The 25,437-nt window shown below is 59.8% G+C and carries 27 protein-coding genes; 9 read left to right on the top strand and 18 right to left on the bottom strand.

The window, feature by feature from the left end; translation table 11 throughout:
* Nucleotides 1-61 precede the first annotated feature (61 nt).
* The 4 genes from HQL44_02245 to HQL44_02230 form a co-directional block, all read right to left on the bottom strand.
* Nucleotides 62-1,264 (bottom strand): ABC transporter substrate-binding protein, encoded by a 1,203-nt coding sequence (locus tag HQL44_02245; protein ID MBF0267391.1) that lies wholly within the window; start codon nucleotides 1,262-1,264, stop codon nucleotides 62-64.
* Nucleotides 1,265-1,534: 270 nt separating this feature from the next.
* On the bottom strand, nucleotides 1,535-2,299 hold the full coding sequence (locus tag HQL44_02240) for a CoA-transferase (protein ID MBF0267390.1): 765 nt from the start codon (nucleotides 2,297-2,299) through the stop codon (nucleotides 1,535-1,537).
* Nucleotides 2,300-2,304: 5 nt separating this feature from the next.
* Nucleotides 2,305-3,228 (bottom strand): CoA transferase subunit A, encoded by a 924-nt coding sequence (locus tag HQL44_02235; GenBank protein ID MBF0267389.1) that lies wholly within the window; start codon nucleotides 3,226-3,228, stop codon nucleotides 2,305-2,307.
* A complete protein-coding gene (locus HQL44_02230; protein ID MBF0267388.1) occupies nucleotides 3,228-4,799 on the bottom strand; it encodes a benzoate-CoA ligase family protein in 1,572 nt (523 codons plus the stop codon). The genes HQL44_02235 and HQL44_02230 overlap by 1 nt, the downstream gene beginning before the upstream one ends.
* Nucleotides 4,800-4,944: 145 nt before the next feature.
* On the opposite strand from HQL44_02230, the gene HQL44_02225 reads away from it, so the two are divergent.
* Together HQL44_02225 and HQL44_02220 are read left to right on the top strand one after the other, a co-directional pair.
* Nucleotides 4,945-5,412, top strand: a complete 468-nt coding sequence (locus tag HQL44_02225; GenBank protein MBF0267387.1) for a GNAT family N-acetyltransferase — start codon at nucleotides 4,945-4,947, stop codon at nucleotides 5,410-5,412.
* The gene (locus tag HQL44_02220) at nucleotides 5,409-5,822 is read left to right on the top strand and encodes an Rrf2 family transcriptional regulator (GenBank protein MBF0267386.1); all 414 of its coding nucleotides are present in this window, start codon (nucleotides 5,409-5,411) and stop codon (nucleotides 5,820-5,822) included. Before HQL44_02225 ends, HQL44_02220 begins: the two co-directional genes overlap by 4 nt.
* Before the next feature lie 15 nt (nucleotides 5,823-5,837).
* On the opposite strand, the gene HQL44_02215 is transcribed toward HQL44_02220, so the two are convergent.
* Together HQL44_02215 and HQL44_02210 are read right to left on the bottom strand one after the other, a co-directional pair.
* Complete coding sequence (locus HQL44_02215; protein MBF0267385.1) at nucleotides 5,838-6,917, bottom strand: hypothetical protein; 1,080 nt, start codon at nucleotides 6,915-6,917, stop codon at nucleotides 5,838-5,840.
* Nucleotides 6,918-6,985: 68 nt separating this feature from the next.
* Entirely contained in the window at nucleotides 6,986-7,738 is a 753-nt protein-coding gene (locus HQL44_02210) for an SDR family oxidoreductase (protein MBF0267384.1), read from the bottom strand.
* A 125-nt stretch (nucleotides 7,739-7,863) separates the two neighbouring features.
* Here HQL44_02210 and HQL44_02205 point away from each other — a divergent pair, with 125 nt between their 5' ends.
* The 3 genes from HQL44_02205 (at nucleotide 7,864) to HQL44_02195 (ending at nucleotide 10,611) form a co-directional block, all read left to right on the top strand.
* Nucleotides 7,864-8,325 carry a GNAT family N-acetyltransferase gene (locus tag HQL44_02205; protein ID MBF0267383.1) on the top strand — a complete coding sequence of 154 codons (462 nt, stop codon included), beginning with the start codon at nucleotides 7,864-7,866 and terminating at the stop codon, nucleotides 8,323-8,325.
* A gap of 19 nt (nucleotides 8,326-8,344) precedes the next feature.
* Nucleotides 8,345-8,869, top strand: a complete 525-nt coding sequence (locus HQL44_02200) for a GNAT family N-acetyltransferase (protein MBF0267382.1) — start codon at nucleotides 8,345-8,347, stop codon at nucleotides 8,867-8,869.
* A 137-nt stretch (nucleotides 8,870-9,006) separates the two neighbouring features.
* Complete coding sequence (locus HQL44_02195; GenBank protein MBF0267381.1) at nucleotides 9,007-10,611, top strand: diguanylate cyclase; 1,605 nt, start codon at nucleotides 9,007-9,009, stop codon at nucleotides 10,609-10,611.
* 11 nt (nucleotides 10,612-10,622) lie between these two features.
* On the opposite strand, the gene HQL44_02190 is transcribed toward HQL44_02195, so the two are convergent.
* The 8 genes from HQL44_02190 to had are packed head-to-tail and all read right to left on the bottom strand — an operon-like array spanning nucleotide 10,623 to nucleotide 18,533.
* Nucleotides 10,623-10,865: a YfhL family 4Fe-4S dicluster ferredoxin gene (locus HQL44_02190; protein MBF0267380.1), complete on the bottom strand. Its 243-nt coding sequence runs from the start codon at nucleotides 10,863-10,865 to the stop codon at nucleotides 10,623-10,625.
* A 33-nt stretch (nucleotides 10,866-10,898) separates the two neighbouring features.
* The gene (gene bcrD / locus HQL44_02185; protein MBF0267379.1) at nucleotides 10,899-11,747 is read right to left on the bottom strand and encodes a benzoyl-CoA reductase subunit D; all 849 of its coding nucleotides are present in this window, start codon (nucleotides 11,745-11,747) and stop codon (nucleotides 10,899-10,901) included.
* Between the two features lie 20 nt (nucleotides 11,748-11,767).
* Nucleotides 11,768-13,072 carry a benzoyl-CoA reductase subunit A gene (gene bcrA, locus HQL44_02180; protein MBF0267378.1) on the bottom strand — a complete coding sequence of 435 codons (1,305 nt, stop codon included), beginning with the start codon at nucleotides 13,070-13,072 and terminating at the stop codon, nucleotides 11,768-11,770.
* 13 nt (nucleotides 13,073-13,085) lie between these two features.
* The gene (gene bcrB / locus HQL44_02175; GenBank protein MBF0267377.1) at nucleotides 13,086-14,375 is read right to left on the bottom strand and encodes a benzoyl-CoA reductase subunit B; all 1,290 of its coding nucleotides are present in this window, start codon (nucleotides 14,373-14,375) and stop codon (nucleotides 13,086-13,088) included.
* A gap of 10 nt (nucleotides 14,376-14,385) precedes the next feature.
* Entirely contained in the window at nucleotides 14,386-15,546 is a 1,161-nt protein-coding gene (gene bcrC / locus HQL44_02170) for a benzoyl-CoA reductase subunit C (protein ID MBF0267376.1), read from the bottom strand.
* 2 nt (nucleotides 15,547-15,548) lie between these two features.
* On the bottom strand, nucleotides 15,549-16,319 hold the full coding sequence (locus tag HQL44_02165) for a cyclohexa-1,5-dienecarbonyl-CoA hydratase (protein ID MBF0267375.1): 771 nt from the start codon (nucleotides 16,317-16,319) through the stop codon (nucleotides 15,549-15,551).
* A gap of 4 nt (nucleotides 16,320-16,323) precedes the next feature.
* Complete coding sequence (gene oah, locus HQL44_02160; protein ID MBF0267374.1) at nucleotides 16,324-17,451, bottom strand: 6-oxocyclohex-1-ene-1-carbonyl-CoA hydratase; 1,128 nt, start codon at nucleotides 17,449-17,451, stop codon at nucleotides 16,324-16,326.
* Nucleotides 17,452-17,471: 20 nt separating this feature from the next.
* Nucleotides 17,472-18,533 carry a 6-hydroxycyclohex-1-ene-1-carbonyl-CoA dehydrogenase gene (gene had, locus HQL44_02155; GenBank protein MBF0267373.1) on the bottom strand — a complete coding sequence of 354 codons (1,062 nt, stop codon included), beginning with the start codon at nucleotides 18,531-18,533 and terminating at the stop codon, nucleotides 17,472-17,474.
* A gap of 147 nt (nucleotides 18,534-18,680) precedes the next feature.
* Between had and HQL44_02150 the strand changes: the two genes are divergently transcribed.
* The 4 genes from HQL44_02150 to infA all read left to right on the top strand — a co-directional run bounded on the left by HQL44_02150 (nucleotide 18,681) and on the right by infA (nucleotide 21,041).
* On the top strand, nucleotides 18,681-19,082 hold the full coding sequence (locus tag HQL44_02150) for a RidA family protein (GenBank protein ID MBF0267372.1): 402 nt from the start codon (nucleotides 18,681-18,683) through the stop codon (nucleotides 19,080-19,082).
* A gap of 13 nt (nucleotides 19,083-19,095) precedes the next feature.
* The gene (locus HQL44_02145; protein MBF0267371.1) at nucleotides 19,096-20,280 is read left to right on the top strand and encodes an acyl-CoA dehydrogenase; all 1,185 of its coding nucleotides are present in this window, start codon (nucleotides 19,096-19,098) and stop codon (nucleotides 20,278-20,280) included.
* 216 nt (nucleotides 20,281-20,496) lie between these two features.
* Entirely contained in the window at nucleotides 20,497-20,703 is a 207-nt protein-coding gene (locus tag HQL44_02140; GenBank protein MBF0267370.1) for a cold-shock protein, read from the top strand.
* Between the two features lie 62 nt (nucleotides 20,704-20,765).
* Entirely contained in the window at nucleotides 20,766-21,041 is a 276-nt protein-coding gene (infA, locus tag HQL44_02135; protein MBF0267369.1) for a translation initiation factor IF-1, read from the top strand.
* 30 nt (nucleotides 21,042-21,071) lie between these two features.
* On the opposite strand, the gene HQL44_02130 is transcribed toward infA, so the two are convergent.
* The 4 genes from HQL44_02130 to HQL44_02115 all read right to left on the bottom strand — a co-directional run bounded on the left by HQL44_02130 (nucleotide 21,072) and on the right by HQL44_02115 (nucleotide 25,232).
* Nucleotides 21,072-21,968, bottom strand: coding sequence for a hypothetical protein (locus HQL44_02130; GenBank protein MBF0267368.1), 897 nt, complete (start codon nucleotides 21,966-21,968; stop codon nucleotides 21,072-21,074).
* A gap of 18 nt (nucleotides 21,969-21,986) precedes the next feature.
* Nucleotides 21,987-23,228 carry a GGDEF domain-containing protein gene (locus HQL44_02125; GenBank protein ID MBF0267367.1) on the bottom strand — a complete coding sequence of 414 codons (1,242 nt, stop codon included), beginning with the start codon at nucleotides 23,226-23,228 and terminating at the stop codon, nucleotides 21,987-21,989.
* A gap of 278 nt (nucleotides 23,229-23,506) precedes the next feature.
* Entirely contained in the window at nucleotides 23,507-24,871 is a 1,365-nt protein-coding gene (locus HQL44_02120) for an ammonium transporter (GenBank protein ID MBF0267366.1), read from the bottom strand.
* 22 nt (nucleotides 24,872-24,893) lie between these two features.
* The gene (locus tag HQL44_02115) at nucleotides 24,894-25,232 is read right to left on the bottom strand and encodes a P-II family nitrogen regulator (protein MBF0267365.1); all 339 of its coding nucleotides are present in this window, start codon (nucleotides 25,230-25,232) and stop codon (nucleotides 24,894-24,896) included.
* Between the last annotated feature and the right edge of the window lie 205 nt (nucleotides 25,233-25,437).

Raw genomic sequence — 25,437 nt, 5'->3', positions numbered from 1 at the left:
AACAGGCGGGAAGGGGACCCGCCGCCCCTGACGGGACGGCGGATCTCGATCCGTTATGGACTCAGACCATCGTGCATCCCTTGGCGGGATCGGCGAGCGCCTTGACGGCCACGCCCAGCACGACATCCCTGCCGCCCCTGACTTCGCGCATGTAGAAGTCTTGGACCGGGTTGTGAGATGCCGAGAAGGTGAACTTGCCGCGCGGGCTGTCAACGATGGTGTTGCGCATCGTGGAATACAGCGTGGCACCTGCCTTGATGTCGCCCTTGACGGCCTCAAGACCGGTCGCCAGCAGCGAGCAGGTGTCGTAGCCCTGCACGGCGAAGACGTCGGCATCACGCTTGGTCATCGCTTTGAAGGCGGCCACGAACTTCTTGTTCACCGGGTTGTCGAGCGAGTCGGCGTAGTGCAGCGTGTTGCGGATGCCTTCGGCATCGTTGCCCACGGCCTGCAGAACGCCGTCGGTCAGGAAACCGGTGGCGTAAAGCGGAATCTTGCCCTTAAGGCCAGCGCCCGCATAATCCTTGATGAACTTGACGGCGCCGTCGCCCGAGAAGAAGACGAACACGGCGTCGGGCTTCAGGGCGGCGATTTCGGTCAGGTAGGCCTGGAACTCGACCTTGGGGAAGTCGAGCAGGATTTCCTTGACGACCTTGCCGCCGGCGGCGGTGTAGGATTCCTTGAAACCGCCGATCTGCTCATGGCCCGCCGGATAGTTCCAGGTCATGGTCACGACGTTCTTCTTGCCGTCCTTCATCATGGCCGGGCCGCAGGCATAGCCGGGCTGCCAGTTCGAGAACGAGGTGCGGAAGATATTGGGCGCGCACATCTTGCCCGTGATGTCGCCAGCGCCCGCGTTGGGCACCACCAACAGCACGTTTTCTTCGCGCGCCACGGCGGCCATACCCATGGCGACGCCGGAATGCACGGTGCCGACCAGCACATCGACCTTGTCCTTGGTGACGAGGCGGGCGGCGTTGTCCTTGCCCTTGGGCGGAGCGGATTCGTCATCGAGCTGCACGAACTCGACCTCGCGGCCGCCCAGCTTGCCGCCAACTTCGGCCAAACGCAGTTTGAAGGCGTCGGTGATGTTGTTGCCAAGCGATGCGTAGGTGCCGCTGTAGGGCAGCATCAGACCGATCTTCAGCTTGGCCGTCTGGCCAATCGCGAAGCGGGTGGGGGTGAAAGTGGAAACAGCCGCGGCACCGGCGGCAGTGCCAGCCAACAGGCGTCGGCGGGATACGGGCGTAGTCAGAAACGTCATATGGAGTCCTCCCGAAAAGTGACCGTTTGAATCTGTCCGTTGGTTCGGACGTGATACAGTTTTGGGGCGCGCCCAGTCTAAAGCAGTATTTTAATACCGAAATGCGTCATTAAGGTTATAAACAACTCCCGGGCAGATGCAAGGGGATTTGCAAAAGCGGCTTTGCGTTCCCATTTAATCGGACCGACCTTTGAAGCCTGCCCGAATCCGAAGGCCGGGTCCAGCCGTAAGGCTACAGATCCGCAGAGAAAATTCAGGATGATAGGCTGATCAGCCGCGCCAGAAGCCGTCGCGGTCGATGGCGTGCAGCGCATCCATCTCGATGCGCGTGGGTTCGGGCGTTTGCATCTGGTCGGGATGGTCCTTCAACTCCCATCCCGTATGATTTTTGACTTCCAGGGCCGTGTGGCCGGGATGGATGCTGAACAGATGCAATTCCCCGTCCTCGCCATAAGGCTTCAAGATGGCGCGGTCGGTGATCACGGCGCCGGTGCCGCCCCAGCGCAGACCGGCCTTCCGGCGCGCATTCCCGCCATCCAGCCCCCCTGGCGAGGTGACGTAGCCGACGCGCCTAACCAGCCGGTGCGGCTCGTGATTCATGATGGCGAGCAGACGCTTGGACATGGCGGCGATGTCGGCGGCGCCGCCCGATCCGGGCAGCTTGGTCTTCATCTGTTTGTGGCCGCCGATATAGCTGGTGTTGATGTTGCCGAAACGGTCGATCTCGGCGCCGCCGATGAATCCGGCATCCACCTGGCCGCCTTGCAGCAAACCCATCACTTGCATAGTGCCGGTACACCAAGCGGCGTTCTGCTGATTGGGTGGATCGCTCATGGTGTAAAGCATGTCCTTGGCCGGTTCATAGCGGGCGATCCCCACTTCGAACAAGCCGACCGCGTTGGGGGCGTGGGTCAGGCGCGCCACGCCAAAGGCGGTAATCGGCAGGCGCATGCCGACGAACACCACTTCGCCGTCCTTGATCTCGCGGGCGCTGGCGATAATCATCAGTTCCTGCGTGGAATATTTTGAAGACATGCCGCTTACTCCGACGCAAAGTTGGCGGGGGCGGCAAGGGCCGTGCCCTTGATGCGCAAGTCGTCCAGGCGCGTGCCCAGTTTGGCGCGCAAGGATGCGTGGTCGGGAAGCGACAGCACCCATTCCTCAAGCCAAGCCAGATAGCCTTCGCGATCTCTGGACCGTTGGTGATAATCGTTGAAAAAGGCGTTGTCTCGCTTCCAGCATCCCGTCATCGGGGATGGATATTGGCTTGCCGGTTCATGGGCCACCGCCTTGACCTTGAAGCCGGGAAAGATCACCCGGTTGGGGTCCGAGGCGATCACCGCCGGTTCCACGATTTCATCGGCCAGCAGGATCACGCTTTTGGCGGCCAGCGCCGCTTCCTGCACCACGCCAAGGCTGCCCCAGAAATGAGCGTTGCCGAAAACATCCGAGCGCGGCACGGAAAAGATGGCGACGTCGGGGACCAAGGGCTTGACCAGAACCACGGGATCGGGGGCTTCGCTTAACGGATTTTGCAAAATCTTATGGTCGGGGTTCGACTGCGTGATGTCTGATCCCAACAGCGAGCGCACAGGCACGAAAGGCATGCCGTAGGCACCCGCCATCAAGGCCATGGCCAGCGAGAAGTTCGAGAAATCGTTGACCTTCAGGGGGTGCGGGAGGCCCTGTTCCATGGCGCGCCGGTAATTATGGCCAAGCCCGCCGGATACATTGCCCACCCAGGCCCCGGTAATGCTGCCAGCACATCCGGCACCGATCAGCATGTCGGCAGAAGCGTCGGAGATGGGGGCGATCAGGTCTAGTTGGCGCTTGTTCTGGCGGATCAGCTCGAAGGTGGCTGCAAAGGGAATGGCGGCCTCGAGACTGGCTCCGATCACTAGGCGGTCGCCGTCCTTGATGAATCCGGCCACCGCCTCTTTTAAGGAAACGAGCTTGCTTTGCATCAATGCTGGCGCAGCTTGAAACGCTGAATCTTGCCGGTCGCCGTCTTAGGCAGTTCCTCGACGAAGTGGAACCAGCGCGGATATTTGTAAGGCGCAAGCCCCTTCTTGCAATGTTCACGCAACTCGGCCTCAGTATTTTCCGAGGCGTCGCGCTGGTCCTTCAGCACGATCCAGGCTTCGGGCTTGACCAAGCCGTCATCGTCACCGCGCCCGACGATGGCCGCTTCCAAGACCTTGGTATGTTCGACCAGCTTGGCTTCGATTTCGAAGGGCGAACACCAGATGCCGCCCACTTTCATCATGTCGTCCGAACGCCCGCAATATTGGAAATGCCCGTCCTCTGTCATGATGTAGGTGTCGCCGGTATTCAGCCAATTGTCGCCTAGCATGGTGTCCTTGGTCTTTTCCGGCTGGTTCCAGTAATAGACGGCGGTCGACAGGCCGCGAATATGCAGCTTGCCCGATTCGCCCGGCGGCTGGATTTTGCCGTCTTCGGAAACGATTCTCGCCTCATAGCCGGGGACGACGCGCCCCGACGTGCCGGGCTTGATGTCGCCCGGGCGGTTCGAGATGAAAATATGCAGGGCCTCGGTCGATCCGATGCCGTCCAGAATGTCCAGGCCCGTGGCTTCCTTCCAGCGGCGGAATATGTCGGCGGGCAGGGCCTCACCCGCCGAAACGCAATAGCGGATCGACGACAGATCGGGCTTGGCGTTTTCCATCGTCGCCAACTGGGCGGCATACAGCGTGGGAACGCCGAAATACAGGGTCGGCTTGAATTTCTCGATGACGGCGAAGGTGCTTTCCGGCGTCGGGCGCGGCTCCAACAGCACGGCGGTGCCGCCCGTCCACAAGGGAAAGACCATTCCATTGCCCATGCCATAGGCGAAGAACAGTTTGGCGGCCGAGAAGAAGACGTCGCTTTCCTTGGCGCCCAGCACGTCCACGGCATAGCATTGCGCGGTGATGGGCATGTCGCGGTGGCAATGCACGGTGCCCTTGGGACGCCCCGTCGAGCCGGAGGAATAGTTCCAGAAACATTCGCTGGTCGCAGTGGCCGGATGGGCGGTGAATTGGTCCGACGCCTTGGCCATCAAATCGCTGAAGCCGGAAGTTTTAAAGACATGCTGGGGCTTGGATTTGGCGGCAGCCAGGGCGGCCTCCGATTCGGCTGCGAATTCCTGCGAATAAACAAAGGCGGCGCATCCCGAATCCTCGATCATATAGGCGTAGTCGCTGGCGCGCAGCAGCGTGTTCAGGGGAACGGGCACCACGCCAGCCTTGATGGCGCCCCAAAAAAGATAGAAGAATTCCGCGCAATCCTTGACCACCATCAGCATCCGCTGGCCGGGCGCCATGTCAAGCGAGCGCAACACATTGGCCGCCCGGTTCACGTTGGCGGCCAGTTGGCCGTAGGTGACGTCGCCCGCATCGGAACGGATGGCCAGCTTGTCGGCTCGCCCTTCCTTCAAGTGCCGGTCGATGAAGTGGATGGCCACATTGAAGACCGGCGCGAAATGAAGCTGACTTGGCGCGTTCTGCTTCTCGATTCGGATGCTGTGGTCTTCCATTGTCTTGGCTCCCCGTTTCATGTGCCGCTTCCGGCTGGCTGAATCTCAGTGCGCAATTCGGTACTGAGTTACCTATTTACAGTTTGTCGCCTTGAGGCCATGCTGTCAACCTGTGTGCGATTCGTCGAGGGGGAAAACGTTTATTATGAAGCTCTCATCTTCGGATGACCGCGCCTACGACATTCGGACGGTGACCGGCGAAGATCTTCCCGCCGTGGCCGCCCTGGACGAGCGGATTTCGGGCATCGCCAAGCCCGATTACTGGCAGGACGTTTTCGAACGCTATGGCGGTCGGCGAAAAGGTCGGTATTTCCTGCTGGCCGAAGACGCCAACAAGAAGCTCCTGGGCTATATCATGGGCGAGGTGCGGGCCTGGGAATTCGATTCCCCCCCCTGCGGCTGGATTTTCGGCATCAATGTCGATTCCGAAGGCCGTCAAACCGGCGTCGGCACGGCACTCTACCAAGCCATTTGCGATGGGTTTCGCAAATTCGGCGTGCATACGGTGCGCACCACGGTTTCGCACAAGAATGAACTTGTCATGAGCTTTTTCCGCAGCCAGGGCATGATGGCCAGCCATTACATCCAGCTTGAGACGGAACTTGAATCATGAGGCTTCAGAAAGCGACGCGTTGCGCCCTTTACGCCATCTTGGAATTGGCCAGCGATCCCAAGCGCCAGTTGTCCGCCAACGAAATCGCGGAAAAATACGACATTTCCACCAACCATTTGGCCAAGGTGCTGCGCAGCCTGGGGCGCGAGGGACTGGTGGAGGCCGTGCGCGGAGCTGGCGGCGGCTATCGTTTCTCGGGCAACGCCAAGCGCACGACTTTGCTGGACGTGATCCGCCTGTTTGAAACGGTCGAGACCGTTTCCTCGGGCGAGCGTGAGCCAGGAGATGACACGCCGGAAGGCTTGGCGTTGACGCAGGTGATCGAAGAGGTCGAAGCCATCGAACGCGCCACCTTCCATTCCATCACCCTGGACACCATGATGAAACTGGTGGGGCGTCACCGGAAGTGATTTCGCTCGTTCGCTTTATTGCGTTAGCGAGGCGGCGATGATATCGGCCAGTTCCAGCAGGGCTGGCTTGCATTCTTCCGACGCGAAAAAGTAGGGCGCGCCGCAAGTAAGAATCCCGACTGTTCGCTCTTTGGCGAAGACCAGCGAAATTTTGGTGCCGCGCTCGCCCGAACTCAGTTCCATGTAGGACGGCAGTTTGGCCATTGGCGAAAGTTGCAAGCGCTCGGGCAAGCGGTTTTCGCGTTCCAACACCAGATAGCGCAAGGCCGATTTGGCGTCGGCCAGTCTGAAAAGCATCGCATCCACCACCTGGCCGGGCGGCGCCGTGGTCAACGGCCAGCGGCGAAGCGCGATCATTGGCGGAGTTGCGGTTTTGTCCAGAAAATCCTTCAAGCTGGGGTCGGGCACGTTCTCGCCCAGGGCGCGATCGAAGGCCGCCCATTCGATGGGACCCGCCGCCGTTCCCAAAGGCTTGGCAAGTTTCGGCGTTTCCTGGGGCAGGTGCTTGGCCAGCGGCGGCGGCGCTGGCAAGGGGCGTTTCTCACGATCCAACTCGGACAGGCGGTCGATCGACAGATGGGCCAGTTGCGCCATCTGCGCTGGCGTCAGCGGCAATCCGTCGGTCCAATGGGTCACGCGCAGGATGTAGCGCCCTTCCTGGACGCGCAAGGTTTGGCCGCGGGGCCTGGTCGTCGAATGCAGGCGCATCTGCTCGGACTTATGCGTCTGCGCCAGCGTTTGCGTCTGCCCATAAGCGCGGTTGTCTTGCGGCTCCATGTCGTTGAAGCGGGCATGCGCGGCTTCTGGCGAGACATAGGCCGAGATCGCCATCATGATCCGTTCGCGCGTTCCTTGTTCGGGCAGGCGGAAGGATTGCAAAACCAGCGTGCGCAAGCCGGTGGCGGGATCAAGGCGGCCCAGGAATTCCGGCGGCTCCTGCCACCAGCCATCGTGGCCGCTGGTTTTCCGAATGTCGCTTGTTTGCGGCATGGCGGCCAGCAGCATTTCGGGAAGCTGGATGTCGCTGGCCGCCCTGGCGGGGCAGTCAGGAAACAGGGCGAACAGGGCCGCCAGAATCAAAAACGCTCGCCGCAAGAACCGCCCCTCTCATTGCCGTCCCTTCAAACGGGGACGTGACGGGGAAATTATAGCCGATTTCGCGATTAAATATACTGTCCGGAATCGACCTTCATCACTTGGCCGGTCACGAATGTCGCTGCGTCCGACAGGAAAAACATGACGGCGTTGGCCAGATCGGCAGCCGCGGGCAGAGCCTTCAGAACAGTTTCGTCCAGGGCCTTCTGGCGGAACTGTTCATCCAAGGCCAGCGTCATGTCGGTCAGGATCATGCCCGGCGCAATGGCGTTGACGGTGATGCCCTTGGCGCCCAGTTCGCGGGCGGCCGTCTTGGTCAGTCCGATCAGGCCCGCTTTGGCTGCCGTGTAATTGGCTTGGCCGAATTTGCCGCGTATGCCGTTGATCGAGGCGATGTTGACGATGCGCCCGAATTTCTTTTCGCTCATGCCGGGCGCCGCCGCGCGGATCATGTTGAACGCGCCCGTCAGGTTGACGCCGATCACGGCGTTCCAATCCTCGTCGCTCATGTTCACGATGCGCTTGTCCCTGGTGATGCCCGCATTGTTGACCAGCAGGTCGGGGGGGCGGGGCAGGGCGGCCATGGCGGCATTGACGCTGGCCGAGCTTGAAACGTCTACCTTATGCACCTGGAAGGGGGCGTCTTCGGCTCCGGACACGTCCCAGTCGAAGGCGTGAACTTCGGCCCCGGCTGCCGCCAAGGCGTCGGAAATGGCCCGCCCCAGGCCCCGCACGCCGCCGGTGACGACGGCCAAACGGCCTTCAAAGCCGAAGCCCCGATAGACGCATGCGGGTGCGTTTGTATTTTGTTGCGCTGCCATAGAAGCCCCCTTGACTCGCTTTTAAATAGGCATTAGGGTACCGAATTATTGCTTTCCAAGGCTAGCCCGAGCCGATGGCCAAGTCAAGCCGGGCCGGGCGGTCTTGCATCAGGGGAGTCAACGGCATGGCAGACCAAGCCAAAGTACGGCCATTAACGGCTGGCGATCTGGACGCCATCGTGGCGCTGGACCAGAAGATCACCGGCCATTCCCGGCGCGGCTTCTATGAGAAGCGCATGAAGGCGATGGCGAGCGACGCCTCTTCCTTCATTGCCCTGGGCGCTGAAATCGGCGGCCAGATGAAGGGTTTTCTGATGGGCTACATCCTGGACGGCGAATTCGGCGGCAACGCTCCCGTCGCCGTGATGGACGCTTTGGGCGTCGATCCCCGCTCCAGGGGCGCCGGTCTTGCCAAGACCCTGGTGGCCAGCCTGGACGCCGTCTTGAAAAGCAAGGGCGTCATGGAATTGCAGACCCAGGCGGCGATTGCTGAACAGGATCTGATCAGCTTCTTCATCGCTTCGGGTTTCCAACTGGCTCCCCGACTGACGCTCGAGCGTTCGGTCAGCCTGCCCGCCGACTTCTAAGTTCCAAGGAGACGACAGCATGCCCCGCAATCAAGTCCCCCCCGTTTCCCCGGAACTCAATCTGTCCGATCCGTCAGGCGACGATTTCGAAGCGCTGTCGCGCGACCGCATCCCGGTTCGTTCGATGACCGACGCCGATCTGGCGGGCGTCATCGCGATCGACAAGAAGATCACCGGGCGCGACCGCACCGCCTTTTACAAGCGCAAGATGGCCGAAGTGATCCGGGAATCCGGCGTGCGGGTGTCGCTGGCAGCCGAGTTGGAAGGCGGATTCGCCGGTTTTCTCATGGCGCGCGTCGATTACGGCGAATTCGGCCGCACCGAGGCCACGGCGGTTATCGAAACCATGGGCGTGTCTCCAGCCTTTTCCGGGCGCGACGTGGGTCGGGCGCTGCTCAGCCAACTTCTGTCCAACCTGTCGTCGCTGAAGGTCGAGCAGGTGACGACCACCGTCCAGTGGGACAATTTCCAGTTACTCGCTTTCCTGAAGCGTTGCGGCTTCTATCCCTCCCAGCGTCTCTCCTTCTCCCGCCGGGTCGTCTGACCTGGCCGCTGGATGCGGATAACCTAGAAGCGCGGAGGTCTTCCTCCGCGCTTCCTTTTTTTTGCCCGCGACCTTGAGTTGACGGCCGAACGGGGGTACCTTTTCAAGACAATAAATCAACGGGTCTGGGGCCGCATATGACGATCGCCAACCGTGTCGGTGCTTTGGTTGCTGCGGCCCTGATCGTTTTTCTGGCCATCGACGCTTTCGTTTTGCACCGTGTCGTCTTGCCCAGCTTTGAGGGCTTGGACGACCTGCATGCCCGCGAGGACATGCGTCGCGTGCAGGCCGAGTTGGAAAACGACCTTGTTCTGCTGGATCGTTTCGCCACCGATTGGGCCTCCTGGGACGACGCCTACGCCTTTGCCCATGACCGCAACAACGCGTTCATTGCGGGCAATCTTGAAACGAAGGTGATGTTCGAACAGCGTCTGGCGCTGCTGTGGTTCGTCGATACCGAAGGCCGCACGATTTGGGGACGCGCCCTTGATCCGAACAATTCGACGCCCAAGCCGCATCCGCTTTTTCCCGGTCAGCAATTGCCGCTGGACAGTCCCGTTCTGGCCTTGAAGGAAATCGACATCGGCCTGACCGGCTTTGTCGAGACGCCCTTGGGCCTGATGCTGATCGCCGCCAGGCCCATCGTGACCAGCCATTTCCAAGGGCCACTGCGCGGTTATCTGATCGTTGGGAAATTGCTAGATGACCGTCATTTCGCGGCCTTGGGCAAAAGAACCGGCAGTCAGGTCTATGGGCTTCCCGCCGCGCTGATGAACAAGGATTCCGAAGACGCGCATCTCTTGTCCGTTTTGACGCCTGGCGACATTCGCCTTGGCTTGGATTCAGCGGGCGGCAAACTGTTCGCCACGGCATCGCTGTACGATCTGAGCGGGCGCCCCGTGATGCTTCTGAAAACCGCCTTCGGCCGTCAGCATGTCAAGCTGGGTCGGGAAACGCTGAATGTGGCCTTGCTGGTTCTGGCGATCAGCGGAGCGGCATTGATGGGGGTGGTCTATGTCATGCTCCATGTCTATGTTTCACGCCCGCTCAAACATTTGGCCCATGACATCAAATATCTGGGAAAGGCCAGCCCTGAAGCCAGAGAGGTCGTTTCCGACGGCCTGGGCGAGGTGGCCGCCGTCAAGCAGGAAGTCAAGGGCATGCTGGACCGCATCGCCTATCTGTCGCACACCGACAGCCTGACCGGCCTGCCCAATCGGGCGTCGTTCAATTTGCATGCGTCGCATGCCTTGGCCTTGGCCCGGCGGCACGAAACGCAATCGGCGGTCCTTCTTTTGGATCTGGACGGGTTCAAGGAAGTCAACGAGACCTTGGGCCACGAGGCCGGAGACCGGTTGCTTATGGCTGTTTCCGAGCGATTGAAGGGGGTTCTGCGTGAAAGCGACAGTCTGGCCCGTTTCGGGGGCGACGAATTTCTGATCATGGCCGAGAATCTTCCCGCCGTCACCGGCGCCGCCGATCTGGCCCGGCGCATTCTGGATATTTTCAAACAGCCGCTGATCGCCGAGGATATCCGCCATAGCCGCGGCTGCAGCATCGGCATCGCCATTTTTCCCAATGACGCCCAAACGCTGGACGACCTGTTGCGGATGGCCGACATCGCCATGTACCGGGCGAAGTCATCGGGCGGCAATACATGGCGTTGCCATGCCGAAAGCCTGGAATGCAGGCACGAAAAAGGGCCGGAGAATTCTCCGGCCCCTTCGCAAGCTGAAAGCTGACGGCTGAAAGCTCAGTGCAGCGACTTGTACTTGGCTTCCAACTGGTCCTTCGTCTCGACATGCTTGGGGTCTTGGACGATGGAATCAGCCGGGCAGACCAACTGGCACTGCGGGCTGTCTTCAGCGCCCACACATTCCGTGCACTTGGCCGGATCGATGAGATAGATGGTGTCGCCAGCCGAAATCGCCTTGTTCGGGCAGACAGGCACGCAGGCGTCGCAGCAGGTGCAATCTTCGTTAATCAACAGAGCCATGTTTCTTGGTCCTTGCGTTAGTGCGAACGATTATCAGGCCGCCGTGGCCAACTGCCCCAAGCGGGCCAGCTTTTCATGACGGAAGGCACCCCAGAGCGCGGCGCCGACTGCGCCTGCATATATCGAATCTGAGTGGCCTTTGACAACTATGTTCATCTTTTCCTCGACCAGAGCTTCGTTCAAAGCGCCGATCAGCCCTTCGTCAATTGCAAGGCCGCCGGTCATGACCGCCACGCCATCCTTGGTGCCGATGGTCTTCAAGAGCTTGGCCAAGCGGGTTGCCATCGAAAGATGGATGCCTTTCAAGATGTTAGGAGCGCTAATGCCGCGCGACACCATGTTGATGACGTCGGTTTCCGCCAACACGGCGCAGATCGACGACACTTTCTCGGGATTGTCTGCCTGTTTTGACAGCGATCCGATTTCGTCCTGGGCGATGCCTAAGTAACGGGCAATATTCTCCAGAAACTGGCCGGAACCCGAGGCGCACTGGCTGGTCATGCGGTAATTCTCGACTTTGCCGCGTTGATCGACCCGGATGGCGCGGCCGTTCAAGGCCCCGACATCCAGCACGGCGCGGGCTTCCGGAACCAGATAGAGGCCGCCGCGCCCATGGGTGGTCATGGAATAGAAATGCCCGGTCGAGAATTTCAGATTCTCGGCGTCGCCCGTGGTCGCCATATAGGCGATGTCCGATTCCGAGACGCCCGCATCGGCCAGCACGCCCTCGTAGATTTCACGGGCGAGAAGCAGGGGATCGCGGGTGCGGATGCGCTCGACCCGCTTGGAGATCCAGGTTTCCTTGCCGTTTTCATGCTTGAAAACGACGGCCTTCACGGCGCCCGAGCCGATGTCGATACCCGCAGTGTATAGCGTGCTCATCTTGGCGGTTTCCTTTCAGCTCAATTACAGGCGCGGTGCGCGAAGGTGGCGCCGCCCAAGGCCCCGGTATAGATCGAATCGGGGTCGATGTTGATTTTCAGCTTGCCGTAATTCTCTTCGACCAGCTTGTGCAGTTCGCGCACGGCGGCGTCGTTCTTGGCCACGCCGCCGGTGAAGGTGAATTCGTCGCGAATGCCGCCCGCGCGAGACAGGATCGACATGGCGCGCAGGATGATGGCGCGGTGCAGACCGGCCAGGATGTCTTCGCGCTTTTCGCCCAGCGACAGGCGATCGCGCAATTCGGCGCCCGCGAACACTGTGCAGGTCGAATTGATGCGAGACACTTTGTTGGCCTTCATCGCCATCGGCCCCAATTCGTGCAGGCCCATGTTCATTTCGTTGGCGATGTAGCCGAGATAACGTCCGCAGCCGGCGGCGCAACGGTCGTTCATCTGGAAGTTCTCGACGATGCCCTGGTCATCGACCTGGATGCCCTTGGTGTCCTGGCCGCCGATGTCCAGCACGGTGCGGGTACCCGGATACATCATGTGGGCGCCCAAGCCGTGGCACAGAATTTCCGAGCGGATATGCTCTTTGGGGAAGGGCAGGCGCACGCGGCCATAGCCGGTGCCGACGACATAGGTTTCGTCGAGCGGGATCGACAAAGTGTCGTTCATCGCCGAGGTGATGTTTTCCTTGTTCAGCGTGCTGCCGTCGGCCAGAACGCGGTCCAGGGCTTTGACGAACCATTTGGAAACGTCATCGTCCGACGACATGCGGTTTTCGATCTCGTTGATCGACTTGTCGTAGATGTTGACCAGAAGATCGAAGTTGAGATCGGCCTTCTTGGCGATGTCCTCGGCCAGCGCCATGTAGCGCGAACCGGCGATATCGCGAAAGAAGTCGGACTTGCGCGCCGCGTTGGGGCCGTAGATGCCGATGGCCTCCTGGCGCAAGCTCTTGAACACGGCGTCCAAGGCCTCGCGGATGACGCTTTCCTTGCCCACCACGCGGGGGCCGGAAACGAAACCGTCGCAGGTGGATTCAAGTTCCGACAACATGTACAGGAACTGCTCCATGCGGAAGGTCCGTTCCAGGTCGCCGATCAGATGTTCGGCGTCCTGGGCCTTGCCGTTGCTGGCCAGCTTGTCGCGAAACAGCGTGAAGCGGGTGCCGATCTTGGCCTCCTGCTTGGTCACGGCGGCGGCGATGTCGTAGTTCGAGCGCGATCCCGTGATGCCGCGGCCCAGGACCTTCATATTCTCGTCCATCAGCACGGACTTGGTCGTGGTCGAGCCTAAGTCGATTCCGATAAAGCAACGCATTTCAGTTTCCTCCTCAGGCGGCCGACTTCACGCCGCGACGCTTTTGCTCGATCATCTGGAAATAGCTTTCCAGGCGATTCTTGACGTTGGCCGCCGAGAAATAGCGGGGATCGACCAGATCGGTTTCGATGAAGGCGCCGGGCTTGCCGGTGCGTTTCTCGACTTCGCGCATCATCATCAACTGACCGGCCGAGAAGCTGTTGCAGCTCTTGATCGAGTTGGTCAGCAAGCCGTCGGCTTCATAGTCGTTGATGTATTTCTCGAGAATTTCCACGCGCGTGGGCAGGTTGCGGTTGGTGTAGCAACCCAGGCAGTATTCGGCCAGGCTTTCCAAGGGGTTCTTGGGATCGTGGCGGAAGCCCATGTCGTAGGTGCCGCCGACCTTGGAATAGGAACTGGCGACCACCACCGCGCCCTCGTCGTAGAACATCTTCCAGAATTCGCGGAAGTTGGTCCAGTTGGGCGGGCCTTCGACGACGATGCGGTACTTCTGCTCCTTCATCTCGCCTTCCGGCGTGATGGGACCCATCTTGTTGTCGATGCGGTACTGAATTTCCTTCTTCAGCACCTTGTAGTAATCGACGGCTTCCTGCGTGCCGCGGAAGGCCGAGAAGATCGGCCCCACGTAATACACAGCGCCGAAATAGGCGTCGATGGGCGAGGGCTTGTGCTTGGCGGTCTCGATCACCCAGACCAGATCGTCTTCCGCCTTGGCCGACAGGGCCATCATCTCGCGAAGCCTATCGATGTCGAACTTGACGCCCGAAATCTTCTCGAAGGTGGGGATGACCTCGTCCTTCAACTGCTTGACGATGTAATCGCGCATGTTCATGGTCCAATTGCCGTCGCCCTGATAGGGGACGTGGATCATGACGGTCGGGCACTTGTACTGCTCACGCAGCAGTTCGAACCACTTCATGAACGTGTAGCAGCCAGTGTAGGACAGCAGCAGCACGTCGGGGTCGGGGTAGGGCTTGCCGTTGGGCGCGATGTTGCCCTTGCCCAACTGTCCGATGTCGGCCTTCACATAGGTGCAGACGTCTTCGGAATGGCCGCCCTTTTCGGCTTCCATGATGTAGCCGCCCGTCAGTTTGCGCATGCCTGCCTGAATGGCGTTGATTTCCGGCAGGTTGTTCAACATGTCAAAACAACGCACCAGTTCGTTCAAGTTGCCGGGCACGAAGGTGCTGGCCATTTTCCGGCCGGTTTCCATCTTGCTGGTGATGGCGTCGTAGTTTCTGGAGATCATCTCTTTTTGGATGATCATCGATTCTTCTTTGATGACGTTCTTGTCGGCGCTCATGGCGGCCTCCCTAGTTCCACAACTTGATCGAATCGGCGAAGGTTCCGGCCTGTTCGCGAATGGGCTGCATCTGGCCGGAATTTTCTGCGTACTTGAACGAGATCGAGGGGATATTGTGCTCGGTCACGCGGTGCGACAGCATCGGACGGTCGAGAAGGGCGGGGTCGCAGAAGCTGGGGGCGGCGAAGATCACGCCTTCGGCGCCGCACTTCTTGATGCGCTCCACCAGATACTGTCCCTTGTCCTCTTCCTTCGGCACGTATTTGCAGGCGGTTTCCACCGAATGCTTGATGTAGGTCAGCGACAGGTTCTTGAGCGGATCGCCTTCCACCGGCACGTCTGAGGTCAAGAAGCGGTTGACCAGCACATAGTCGTCATCGACCACGTAGCAGCCCGCCATTTCGATCGACTTGATCAGGTTCAGGGGGGGCTGTTCGCAGAAGGAGCCGTTCAGCACGATTCTGGAATTGTCGCGCTTGGGGCGGTCTTCCTGATGGGCGGCGGCGGCATAATCCTTCAAAAGCTGGTTGTGCTCCTCGACCGGCATCATGATTCCGGCGCGCATGATCACGTACAGCTCCCAGGTCGGGAACTTCCAAGGTTCCTTGGCGCGGGCGTCGTACAGGCCCCAGATCAGCTTGCGGTTCTCGTTGTACAGCTTGATCGAGTTCCTAAGCGCGTCGTCGGTGATCTTGTTGCCGGTCGTCTGCTCGATGGCTTCCTTCAGCTCCAGCAGCTCGTGTTCGTAATAGGTGCCGCCGATCTTCTCTTCGAAATTCTGCGGCGTGTCGAAGAAGCGCGACACCACGTTCGGGAACATCATCTTCCAGATGCCCGACAGATTGCGAATGACGTCGCAAACGAAGGGGAACAGCATCATGTCGACGAAGTCGAGGCGGCCCGTAACGCCCAGTTCGATGGTGGACCTGGGAATACGGCAAATATAGGACTGATAGTAGGCGTCGCCATGGATCACTTCCATCTGGTCGCCGCCGCCCATGATGCCGAGCGGCAGGGCGTTGGCGGCATGGATGAGTTCAAGCGGCACATAGACCGGCATGAAGCCGATCACCTTGCGGTTGGGTGCGGCCTTTTTCCATTCGCGGGCATGCGTGAAGTTCAAGTCCTCGAAAATGGCCTGGCACTTGGCGACGATTTCTTGCGTTCCCATGATTACTGATCCTCCCAGCGGGCGGGACGTTTTTCGACAAAAGCGGTGAGACCTTCGACGGCATCCTTGGTCGCCATCAAACCTTTCAGATACAGATCTTCGACATAGGCGATCTTGGCGGCGACGCGCTGGATCATGTCTTGGCGGGCGGCCAGAACGGCAAAGCGCAGGGTGGATGCCGAATGCTTGGCCAGCGTGGCGTCGAAATAGGCCAGCGCCGCCGCCTCGGGATCATCGGATGCGCTGTTGGCCAAGCCAAAGGCCGCCGCCTCGGCGCCGCTGATCGAACGACCGGAATAGAGCATGTCTTCGGCGATGGCCCTGGGCATGCGCTCGGGCAGCAGGCAGGAGGCGGCTGGCGCGAACACCGCCAATTGAACTTCCGGCTGTCCCAGCTTGGCGTCGTTGGCCACGAACATCAGATGTCCGGCCAGCGCCACTTCCAACCCGCCGCCCAGACATTGCCCCTTGATGGCGACCAGGATCGGAGCCGGATAGGCGACCATCTGCAAGATCAGGGCGTGCAGCGATTTCAGCATCTGGGCGCACTGATCGGGCATATGTTCGGCCACGCTGGCCCCGAAGCTGAAATGCGGCCCTTCATGTTCAAGAAGAACGGCGCGCAAATGCTTGTGGCCCGCATGATCGGCCAGCGCCTTGGACAGGGCCGCGATCATGGCCGCATCCACGATGTTGGCCTTCGGCTGATTCAAGCGCAGCCGAAGCAGCCTTCCGTCGCGGTCCAGCGTAACCTTCAAAGGGGTGTCGCTCATTTTTTCATGCCTTCGGCATCAGGCTTTCGACCAGTTCGGCCGTCCAGGGCACGCCGGCAGCCAGGGCTTGGCGCAGGGCCACGAAATCGATTTCGCGGTTGTCCTTGGGGCCTTCGTTGAAGGCGCGGAAACCCGTGCGCGCTTCGGTCATCATGTTCAGGCCCAGCCAGTCGCGGCTGTTTTCCTTGTTGGCGTTCCAGGCATTGATCTTGGGCTTGCGCAATTCCACGATGGTCTTGGTGAAGCAATCGGGGAAAGTGTGCAGGATCATGCCGCACAGCTCATCGACCTTGGCGTCCAGGGCCGACAGGTCGACCACGCCCTTGGACAGGATTTCCTTGCCCTTTTTCAGGTCGTCGCCGGTCTTGGGTTCGCCCAGGATGATGCGGCCGAATTCGTCGAGATAACGGTCGGTGACGACCAGCGGATTGGGCACGTAATTGCCGTCCACCTTCAGGCCGGGCACGACGTCCATGATGATGCCGGTGCGATAGGCCTTGTGGGCCGACCAGGGCACGCACAGAGATCCGGAAACCATCGCCTGCTCGCAGCCGATCATGACCGGCAGGAAGTCGGTGGCGCCGCCGATGGGGGCCGAACCGTGCTTGGGACCGGCCTGGCCGAAGCGGGCCAGATCCTGGGCCACCGAGAAGTCGCAGGCCATGCCGATTTCTTGGCCGCCGCCGATGCGCATGCCGTTGACGCGGCAAATCACCGGCTTGTCGCAGCCCAGGATCGACGAGACCATGTCGTTGAATAGGCGCATGTACTGGCGGTATTCCTGCGGATTGCCGGCATAATATTCGGCATATTCCTTGGTGTTGCCGCCGGTGCAGAAGGCCTTGTCGCCTGCGCCCGTGAAAACCACGGCGCCGACGTCGCGCATGTTGGATGCCTCGCGGAACGCCAGAATGACGTTCTTGACCATGTCGGTGGTGTAGGAATTGAACTGCTTCTGGTTGTCCAGAATGATCCAGGCGTTGTACAGCCCGGGAACGACCGATCCGTCGTGATTCTTGGCCGGGCGCTTTTCGAAGATCACGCCGGGCGCCTTGTTCAAGGGGGCCAGATTATGGTCCTTGAGTTCGGCCGGAGCGGTGGCTTTGACGATGGCGGCGGTGGTGGCGGTCATCTTAACGTTTCCCCTGATTCTTAAGGAATGAGAATGGCGCGGCGCGACAGCTTGTGGCTGTGCACGGCGTCGAAGATTTCGTTGATTTGGGCAAGCGGGTGATGCTCGACGAAGGGCTTCACCTGCACCTTGCCGCTCAGCACCATATCCAGCGCCGCCGGATAGTTTTCGACCAGACAGCCCCAATTGCCCAGCACGCGGGCGTGGAAGGCCATCAGGTTGGAAAGTCGCACTTCCACCTTGTCCATGGTGAAACCCACCACGCACAGCGTGGCGCCATGCACCAGAAGGTTCCAGGCGGTTCCTTGACCGGCGGCGGTGCCCGAACATTCCAAGATGGTCCAGCAGGTGCTGGGCAGGCCCTGTTCCTTGGCGAAAGCGCCGATGATCTTCTTTAAGTCCTTGGCCTCGACCTCGCGGACATTGATGGTCTTGGCCGCACCATGCTTGGAAATGGCTTCCAGCTTCTTCGCGTCAACATCAAGTGCCACCACCGTGGCGCCGAAGGCGGCCGCCATCTGGACGCAATAGCCGCCGACGCCGCCGACTCCGATCACCACCGCCAGAGAACCCGGCTTGATGTCGGCCTGCAGCACAGCCTGATAGGGGGTGGTGACGGCATCGGCCACCACGGAAATGTCGGCCAGTTCCAGACCGGCTTTCTTCAGTTTGTCGAGATCGACCGGGCACAGGCCATGCGAATGGACGACGATATGGCTGGCGAAGCCGCCCTGAATGTCGTTGCCCGGCATTTTCTGGGCGCGGCAGATGGTGCCTTTGCCGCTCTTGCACAGGTCGCAAGTGCCGCAAGGCGTGACGGCGGGAACCAGCACCGGCTTGCCGATCCAATGTTCAGCACCTTTGCCCGCCGCCCTCACATAGCCGCTGATCTCGTGGCCCAGGGCCAGGGGCAGGGGATGGTTCAGGCGCACGCCGTCATAATAATAGCCAAGGTCCGTATGGCAGACGCCGCAGCCCGCCACCTCGACGACGACTTCGCCGTCTTTCGGTTCGGGCGTGAAGGCTTCCTTGACCATGGGCTGGCCTGTTCCGGTCATTATCCAACGAAAGGCGCCGCTCATTCTTTTCTCTCTCCCTTATTATCTGCGTCATGTCTGCCTTGACGGGAGGCGTTGTCCCCCGTAATATTATGCAAAGACGTACCACAATACCGAATTAGCCGTCAAGGCAGGAAACAACGGAAATTGGACAGGGCAGGGGAGCGTAAGATGCATGAGACGATTCTTCCTGAGGGCTGGCCGAAGCCCAAAGGCTATTCAAACGCCATCCTGGCCGCCAAGGGCCGGGTGCTGTTCCTGGCTGGGCAGGTGGGCTGGGACAGCGCAACCGAGACCTTCGCCTCGGACCAGATCGCGCCGCAATTCGAACAGGCGCTGAAGAACATCCTGTCGCTGGTCAGGACCGCCGGTGGAAAGCCGGAAGACATTTGCAAGATAACCGCATTTTGCTGCGACCGGGACGCCTATCTGGCCGCCAGGCCCGATCTGGGGCGCATCTGGAAAGCGCAGATGGGGCATCATTACCCTTGCATGAGCATGATTTTCGTGTCCGATCTGCTGGATCATCCCGGCAAGATCGAGTTGGAAGCCACCGCCGTCATTCCCGATTAAGGAGAGAAGAACAATGTCTGCACCCAAGTCCGGCTTCAAGTGGGAGGATCCCTTCCTGTTCGAGGATCAGTTGACCGAGGACGAACGGCTGATTCAGGACGCGGCCCGCGCCTACTGCCAGGACAAGCTGATGCCGCGCATCATCGAGGCGAATCGCCACGAGAAGTTCGACCGCGCCATCATGAATGAAATGGGCGAGTTGGGCTTTCTGGGATCGACCCTGCCCGAAAAATACGGCTGCGCCGCCACCAATTACGTCGCCTACGGCCTTGTGGCCCGCGAGGTCGAGCGCGTCGATTCGGGCTATCGTTCGGCCATGAGCGTGCAGTCCAGCCTCGTGATGTATCCGATCTACGCCTACGGCACCGAAGAGCAGCGCATGAAGTATCTGCCCAAATTGGCGACCGGCGAATGGGTGGGCTGTTTCGGTCTGACCGAACCCGATCACGGGTCCGACCCCGGCAGCATGAAGACGCGCGCCGTCAAGACAGCCAGCGGCTATGTGCTGAACGGCTCGAAGATGTGGATCACCAATTCGCCGATCGCCGATGTTTTCGTGGTTTGGGCGAAACTGGACGGCGTCATCCGCGGATTCGTGCTGGAGCGTGGCATGAAGGGATTGAGCGCGCCCAAGATCGAGGGCAAGTTCTCACTTCGCGCCTCGATCACCGGCGAAATCGTCATGGACAATGTCGAAGTGCCGGAAGACAGCTTGCTGCCCAATGTGGAAGGCTTGAAGGGTCCCTTCGGCTGTTTGAACCGTGCCCGCTACGGCATTGCCTGGGGTGCCTTGGGCGCCGCCGAATTCTGCTGGATGGCGGCACGCCAATATACGATGGACAGAAAGCAATTCGGTCGCCCCCTGGCGGCCAATCAGTTGATCCAGTGGAAGCTGGCCAATATGCAGACCGAGATCACGCTGGGGCTGCAAAGTTGCCTGCGGGTGGGACGTCTGTTCGATGAGAACCGCATGGCCCCCGAGATGATCTCTCTGATAAAGCGCAATAGTTGCGGAAAGTCGCTGGAAATCGCCCGCGTTGCCCGCGACATGCATGGCGGCAATGGCGTGGCTGACGAATTCCACGTCATCCGCCATGTGATGAATCTGGAAGCTGTGAACACTTATGAAGGCACGCATGACGTCCATGCCCTGATCCTGGGCCGGGCGCAGACTGGCATTCAGGCCTTTTCCGCCTGAAATCAGAGTGCAAGCCATTGATTTGGGCCGGGTAGGTAAATCTACCCGGCCTTTTTTTGCTTGTGAAAAGCCGACAGCCGCCATATATTACCGTCAATCGAATTCGTTGGCGTTTTTCCGGCAGTGCCTTCAAGGCTACCTACCTGACTTCTCCAAGACTGAGTTTGATGTCTACGCACATGTCGTGCGTAGGTAACGCCTGTATTGGAGGCAATTATGGCGACTGGTACTGTTAAGTGGTTCAATGGCACTAAGGGTTTTGGTTTCATTCAGCCTGACGAAGGTGGGGCCGATGTTTTCGTGCACATCTCGGCGGTTGAGCGCGCTGGTCTGCGCGGCCTGAACGAAGGTCAGAAGGTTTCCTTCGACCTCGAGCGCGGCAAGACCGGAAAGATGGCTGCTGCCAATCTGAAGGCGCTCTAAGAGCGACGCATAAACCAAGGGGCGGCTGAAAGGCCGCCCCTTTCGGTTTGAAAGGTGCCTAAATGGCAAAGGAAGACCTGATCGAGTTCGACGGCATCGTCGACGAAGTACTGCCCGACGCTCATTTTCGGGTAAAGCTGGATACCGGCCATGAAGTGATGGCCTATATGTCGGGCCGCATGAAGAAGAACCGCATCCGCATTCTGGCGGGTGATCGCGTGACCGTGGAAATGACCCCCTACGACCTGACCAAGGCCCGCATCAACTTCCGTCACAAGGACGAAAAGGCCTCGGCTTCCACGGGCCCGGCGCGCCGTCCGCCGCAGAAGCGCTGGTAGGCTAGGCGGGACTCTGTGGCGGCGCCATGGCTATGGCGTCAACAAATCGGACAAATAACGAATCGTCAAAGGCAGTCGATCCTTGCGTTCGCGTTCTGGCGTGCCTGCCAGCATGATCTTGAGGTATTTCTTTTCCATGTCGAAGAAATGATGTGGATACTGGTAACAGGCAGAAACCAGAGCCAAATCGATATTCTTGTTCTTCTGATATAGATCATATGCCGTGCCGATATTTCCGCCTTGTTCAACGATTTGACGCAAGGCGGTTATCTGCTTTTGCAGTTCCTCGTTGCTGCGGACGAAAAGGCTGCAAAGCGTAGGGAGGTCTTCTTCGCGGGGGGCTTGATACCCTGGCCTTTCGGCCAACACCTCCTGCAGAAAGGCTTTAACTCGCGCGTTCGAAGCCTGAATTCTTTTGGAGGTCGCCTGCCATTGTTCCAACGTCATGGTCGGCAAAGACTTGCCCTGAACGGCGGTCGTCTTCTGTCCGATTCTAAATTTGTCCTTAAGGCTTTTCTCTTCCGGCTTGGGTGGTATTTTCTTTGGAACGGTAACGACCGCCCAAGCGGCAAGCCACATATCGTTCAGAACAAGCTGATTCTTTGGATCCTCAAAGACATTGATGAGATAGGCTTCGCAAAGTCCTGGACGCTGGCTGGCCGCCCGCACGACGAAAGCCTGGCTCTTTTCAATCATCGCGGGGACAACGAAATTCAGTACGACATTCTTGAATCGAGCCATGAAGGCTTTCGAAAGAAAAAAGGGCAGTGTGCCGCTGGATTCCTGTTCGTCATCAATTCCTCCCTGAAGAACGGCTAGACGCTGCGCCACCTGGGACCAACACAGGCCGGCAAAGGCACGCCCGGCTTCGTCCGTGGGGCCTTGAACGCTATTTGCGACTGGGCTTTCCTCTGTATTCTCAGACATTACTCTGCGCTCCTGTTTTTATTGGTGCTTGGCCTTGCGTAACTTCTTTTCCTCATACATGGCGTCGTCGGCGCATTTCTTTACATCTTCCTGGCTGGCCCCGTCTTCGGGATAGGTGGCTATACCGGCGCTGGCGCCCACGGACGCGAATTTGCCGCCGTCCATTTCGATTCGTTGCGCCGAAATCAGTTCGGACAGCTTGGCCGCCAGATTGGCGGCTCCCTCGCGTCCGGTTTCAGGCACCAGCACGGCGAATTCGTCGCCGCCCAGGCGCGTCACGATATCGACTGTGCGCACATGCGAGGACATGACATGAGCGACGCGTCTTAGTATCTCGTCACCCACCGCATGGCCCCATGTGTCGTTGACGGCCTTGAATCCGTCCAGATCGATCATGATCAACGCCACCTGATGGCGATATCTTTCGGCCCGCAGAAGCTCCTCGGCAAACAGTTCCTCGAAGTGGCGACGGTTCTTCAGCCCGGTCAGCGGGTCGGTAATCGACAGTCTCGACAGTTCTTCATGGCTGTGCTGCAGCTTCGCCATCATCCGGTTGAAGTTGCCCGCCAGCGAACGAACTTCGTGCAGCCACAGAAATGAGCGCCCCTGGGCGCGCTTGGTCAGATCGTGGCTCTTGACGATGGCGTCGATATCCTGCGTCAGTTTGATGATCGGCTTGGCGATCAGAAAGCGGACATTGGCCAGCACGAGAACGAAAAGCACCAGGAAGACGACGACAAAAACGCTGATCACCGTATGCATGGTGAATTCCAGGGGAACGCGCAGCTTGCTGACTGGAAAATGAATGTCGATCACGCCGTTGATCGATCCTGGCATGGCGTTGCTGTGGCAGCCGACGCATTCGTCCTGGACCGGCAGGGGGTAAACGAACCTAAGCGTTTCGCCCTCTGAAATCAGCCGTTCCTGGCCATCGGCCAGAGACTGGGCGACGATGGCGTCTTGCAGGCGCAGCTTGCGGTTTTCGTCGTCTTCCCCAAATTGCCGGGCGACCTGTTCCGAGCGCACCACCAAGACATGGACATCTGGCAAGGTGGCGTTGATGCGCGTGATGACATCCCTGACTTCCTCGCTCGTCCATCCCTTGCGCATGACGGAATAGAGATGCTGAAAGATCAGTCCCGCCGTGCGCTTGGATTCCGCTGCGGCGATCTCATGGACCGAACGGTCCTGAACCCAATTCCCGACGATCACGACGGCGGCGCCAGACAGGCAGATGATCGCCAGAAAGATCAGCAGCATGGTTTTGGAAATCGACAGCCTCAAGGATCGGCGCAAACGCCCCTTGGAGGCGGAGGAGTCACCCCCGGCCCTGAGTGAGCCACTATCTGTGTCAAACATATCCCGTCCAAGTCTTTATGTTTGCGGATCGATATATCGCCCGCATTTTCCTGTCCAGGTTACCTTTGGAATGTCTCTAAGACCAGAGGGGCAATTCAACCGCCCGTCGATAATCAAATGCTAAAAAAAGTGGGGAGGCCTTTTGGGCCTCCCCGTTCTGAGTTGGAGGGAGTAATGGCTTAGCTGTGGATGGTTTCGCCGTGGCAAGCCAAGTCGAGACCTTCGCGTTCGGCTTCTTCCGAAACCCTGAGGCCCACGGTCAGATCGAGAACCTTCAAGATCACGAAGCTGCCGATGGCGGTCCAGGCGATGGTGATCGCGACGCTGATCAGCTGCGTCACCACCTGTCCGGCATTGCCGTCGATCAGGCCGCTCTTGCCTTCGCCGCCAATGGTCGACACCGCGAACACGCCGGTCAGGATGGCGCCCAGGATGCCGCCGACGCCATGGACGCCGAAGCAATCCAGCGCATCGTCATAGCCGAACATGTGCTTCAGGCCAGTGACGCCCCAAAGGCAGATCAGACCGGCCAGCAGACCGATGATCAAAGCGCCCTTGAGATCGACGAAGCCGCAGGCCGGGGTAATGGCGACCAGACCGGCCACCGCGCCCGACACGGCGCCCAGCAGGCTGGGCTTGCCCTTCAAGATCCACTCGCCGAAGGTCCAGGCCACGGCCGCAGCCGCGGTGGCAAGGTGGGTGTTGGCCATGACATAGCCAGCCAGACCGCCCGCCGAGAGAGCCGAACCGGCGTTGAAGCCGAACCAGCCGACCCACAGCATCGAGGCGCCGATCATCGACAGCACCAAGTTGTGCGGAGCCAGATGTTCGGTGCCGTAGCCCTTGCGCTTGCCGATGACGATGGCGGCCACCAAGCCAGCCACGCCGGCATTGATGTGCACCACCGTGCCGCCAGCGAAGTCCATCGTGCCCATGCCCAGCATCAAGCCGCCCGGACCCCAAACCATGTGGGCGACGGGGATGTAGACGCCCAGCATCCACAAAACCAGGAATGCCAGCATCGGGCCGAACTTCATGCGGTCGGCGAAGCCGCCGATGATGAGGGCCGGGGTGATGATGGCGAAGGTGCCCTGGAACATGGCGAACACGGTCTCGGGAATGGTGCCCGACAGCGTGCTGGGATCGACGCCGCCCAGCATCAGGCGACCGAAACCGCCGATGAAGGCGTTGCCTTCGGTGAAGGCCAGCGAATAGCCGATGACGAACCAGACCACCGACAGCAGCGAAGCCGCCATGAAGTTCTGCATCAGCATGGCCAGCACGTTCTTCTTGCGCACCATGCCGCCGTAGAAGAGGGCGAGGCCGGGGATCAGCATCATGAGAACCAGAATGCTGGAAACCAGCATCCAGGCAGTGTCGCCCGAATTGAGGGTGGGAGCGGCGGCCGCTGCGGCTTCGGCCACGGCTTCAACTGCGGCTTCGGCGGCGGGGGCGGCTGCGGGAGCGGCTTCCTCGGCCCAGGCGAGCGCCGAGGCCAGCAGGGCCGGAACGGCAACCGCTGCGCTGGTAAGGGTACGGGGCATCTTGAAGCTCATTTCGATTCTCCTAAAGAGCGCTGGCGTCGGTCTCGCCGGTGCGGATGCGCACGGCGGACTTGAGGTCGAAGACGAACACTTTGCCGTCGCCGATCTTGCCGGTGTTGGCAGCGCCTTGAATGGCCTCTACCACGCGATCAGCCATTTCGTCGTTGACCGCGACTTCGATTTTCACCTTGGGCAGGAAATTCACCATGTACTCGGCGCCACGGTAGATTTCGGTTTGCCCTTTTTGACGTCCGAAGCCCTTCACTTCGCTGACGGTCAGGCCCTGGATGCCCAAAGGCATCAGAGCTTCGCGAACCTCGTCGAGCTTGAAGGGCTTGATGATGGCCATTACGAACTTCATCGTTAGGTCCCCACTTTTGCGGCGGCCTATCCACCATCGGAACATCCTGGGTGAAGGGCTCGCTCGGGTTGTTAAAAACCTGCCTGGGTTGGTCGAAGCCGCTCCGGGCCGGGCGATGCCAAGTTCATTTCAAAAGCCGTGCCAGTTTGCTGCGTTGCCGTAAAGACATTGAAATCGTGGGAAATGCCTTTGACGGCCAGGAATA

It is taken from the genome of Alphaproteobacteria bacterium (assembly GCA_015231795.1).
Lineage (GTDB): Bacteria > Pseudomonadota > Alphaproteobacteria > Rhodospirillales > WMHbin7 > WMHbin7.
Note: the sequence above shows the minus strand (reverse complement) of the source record. Positions and strands in the feature narration are given on the sequence as shown.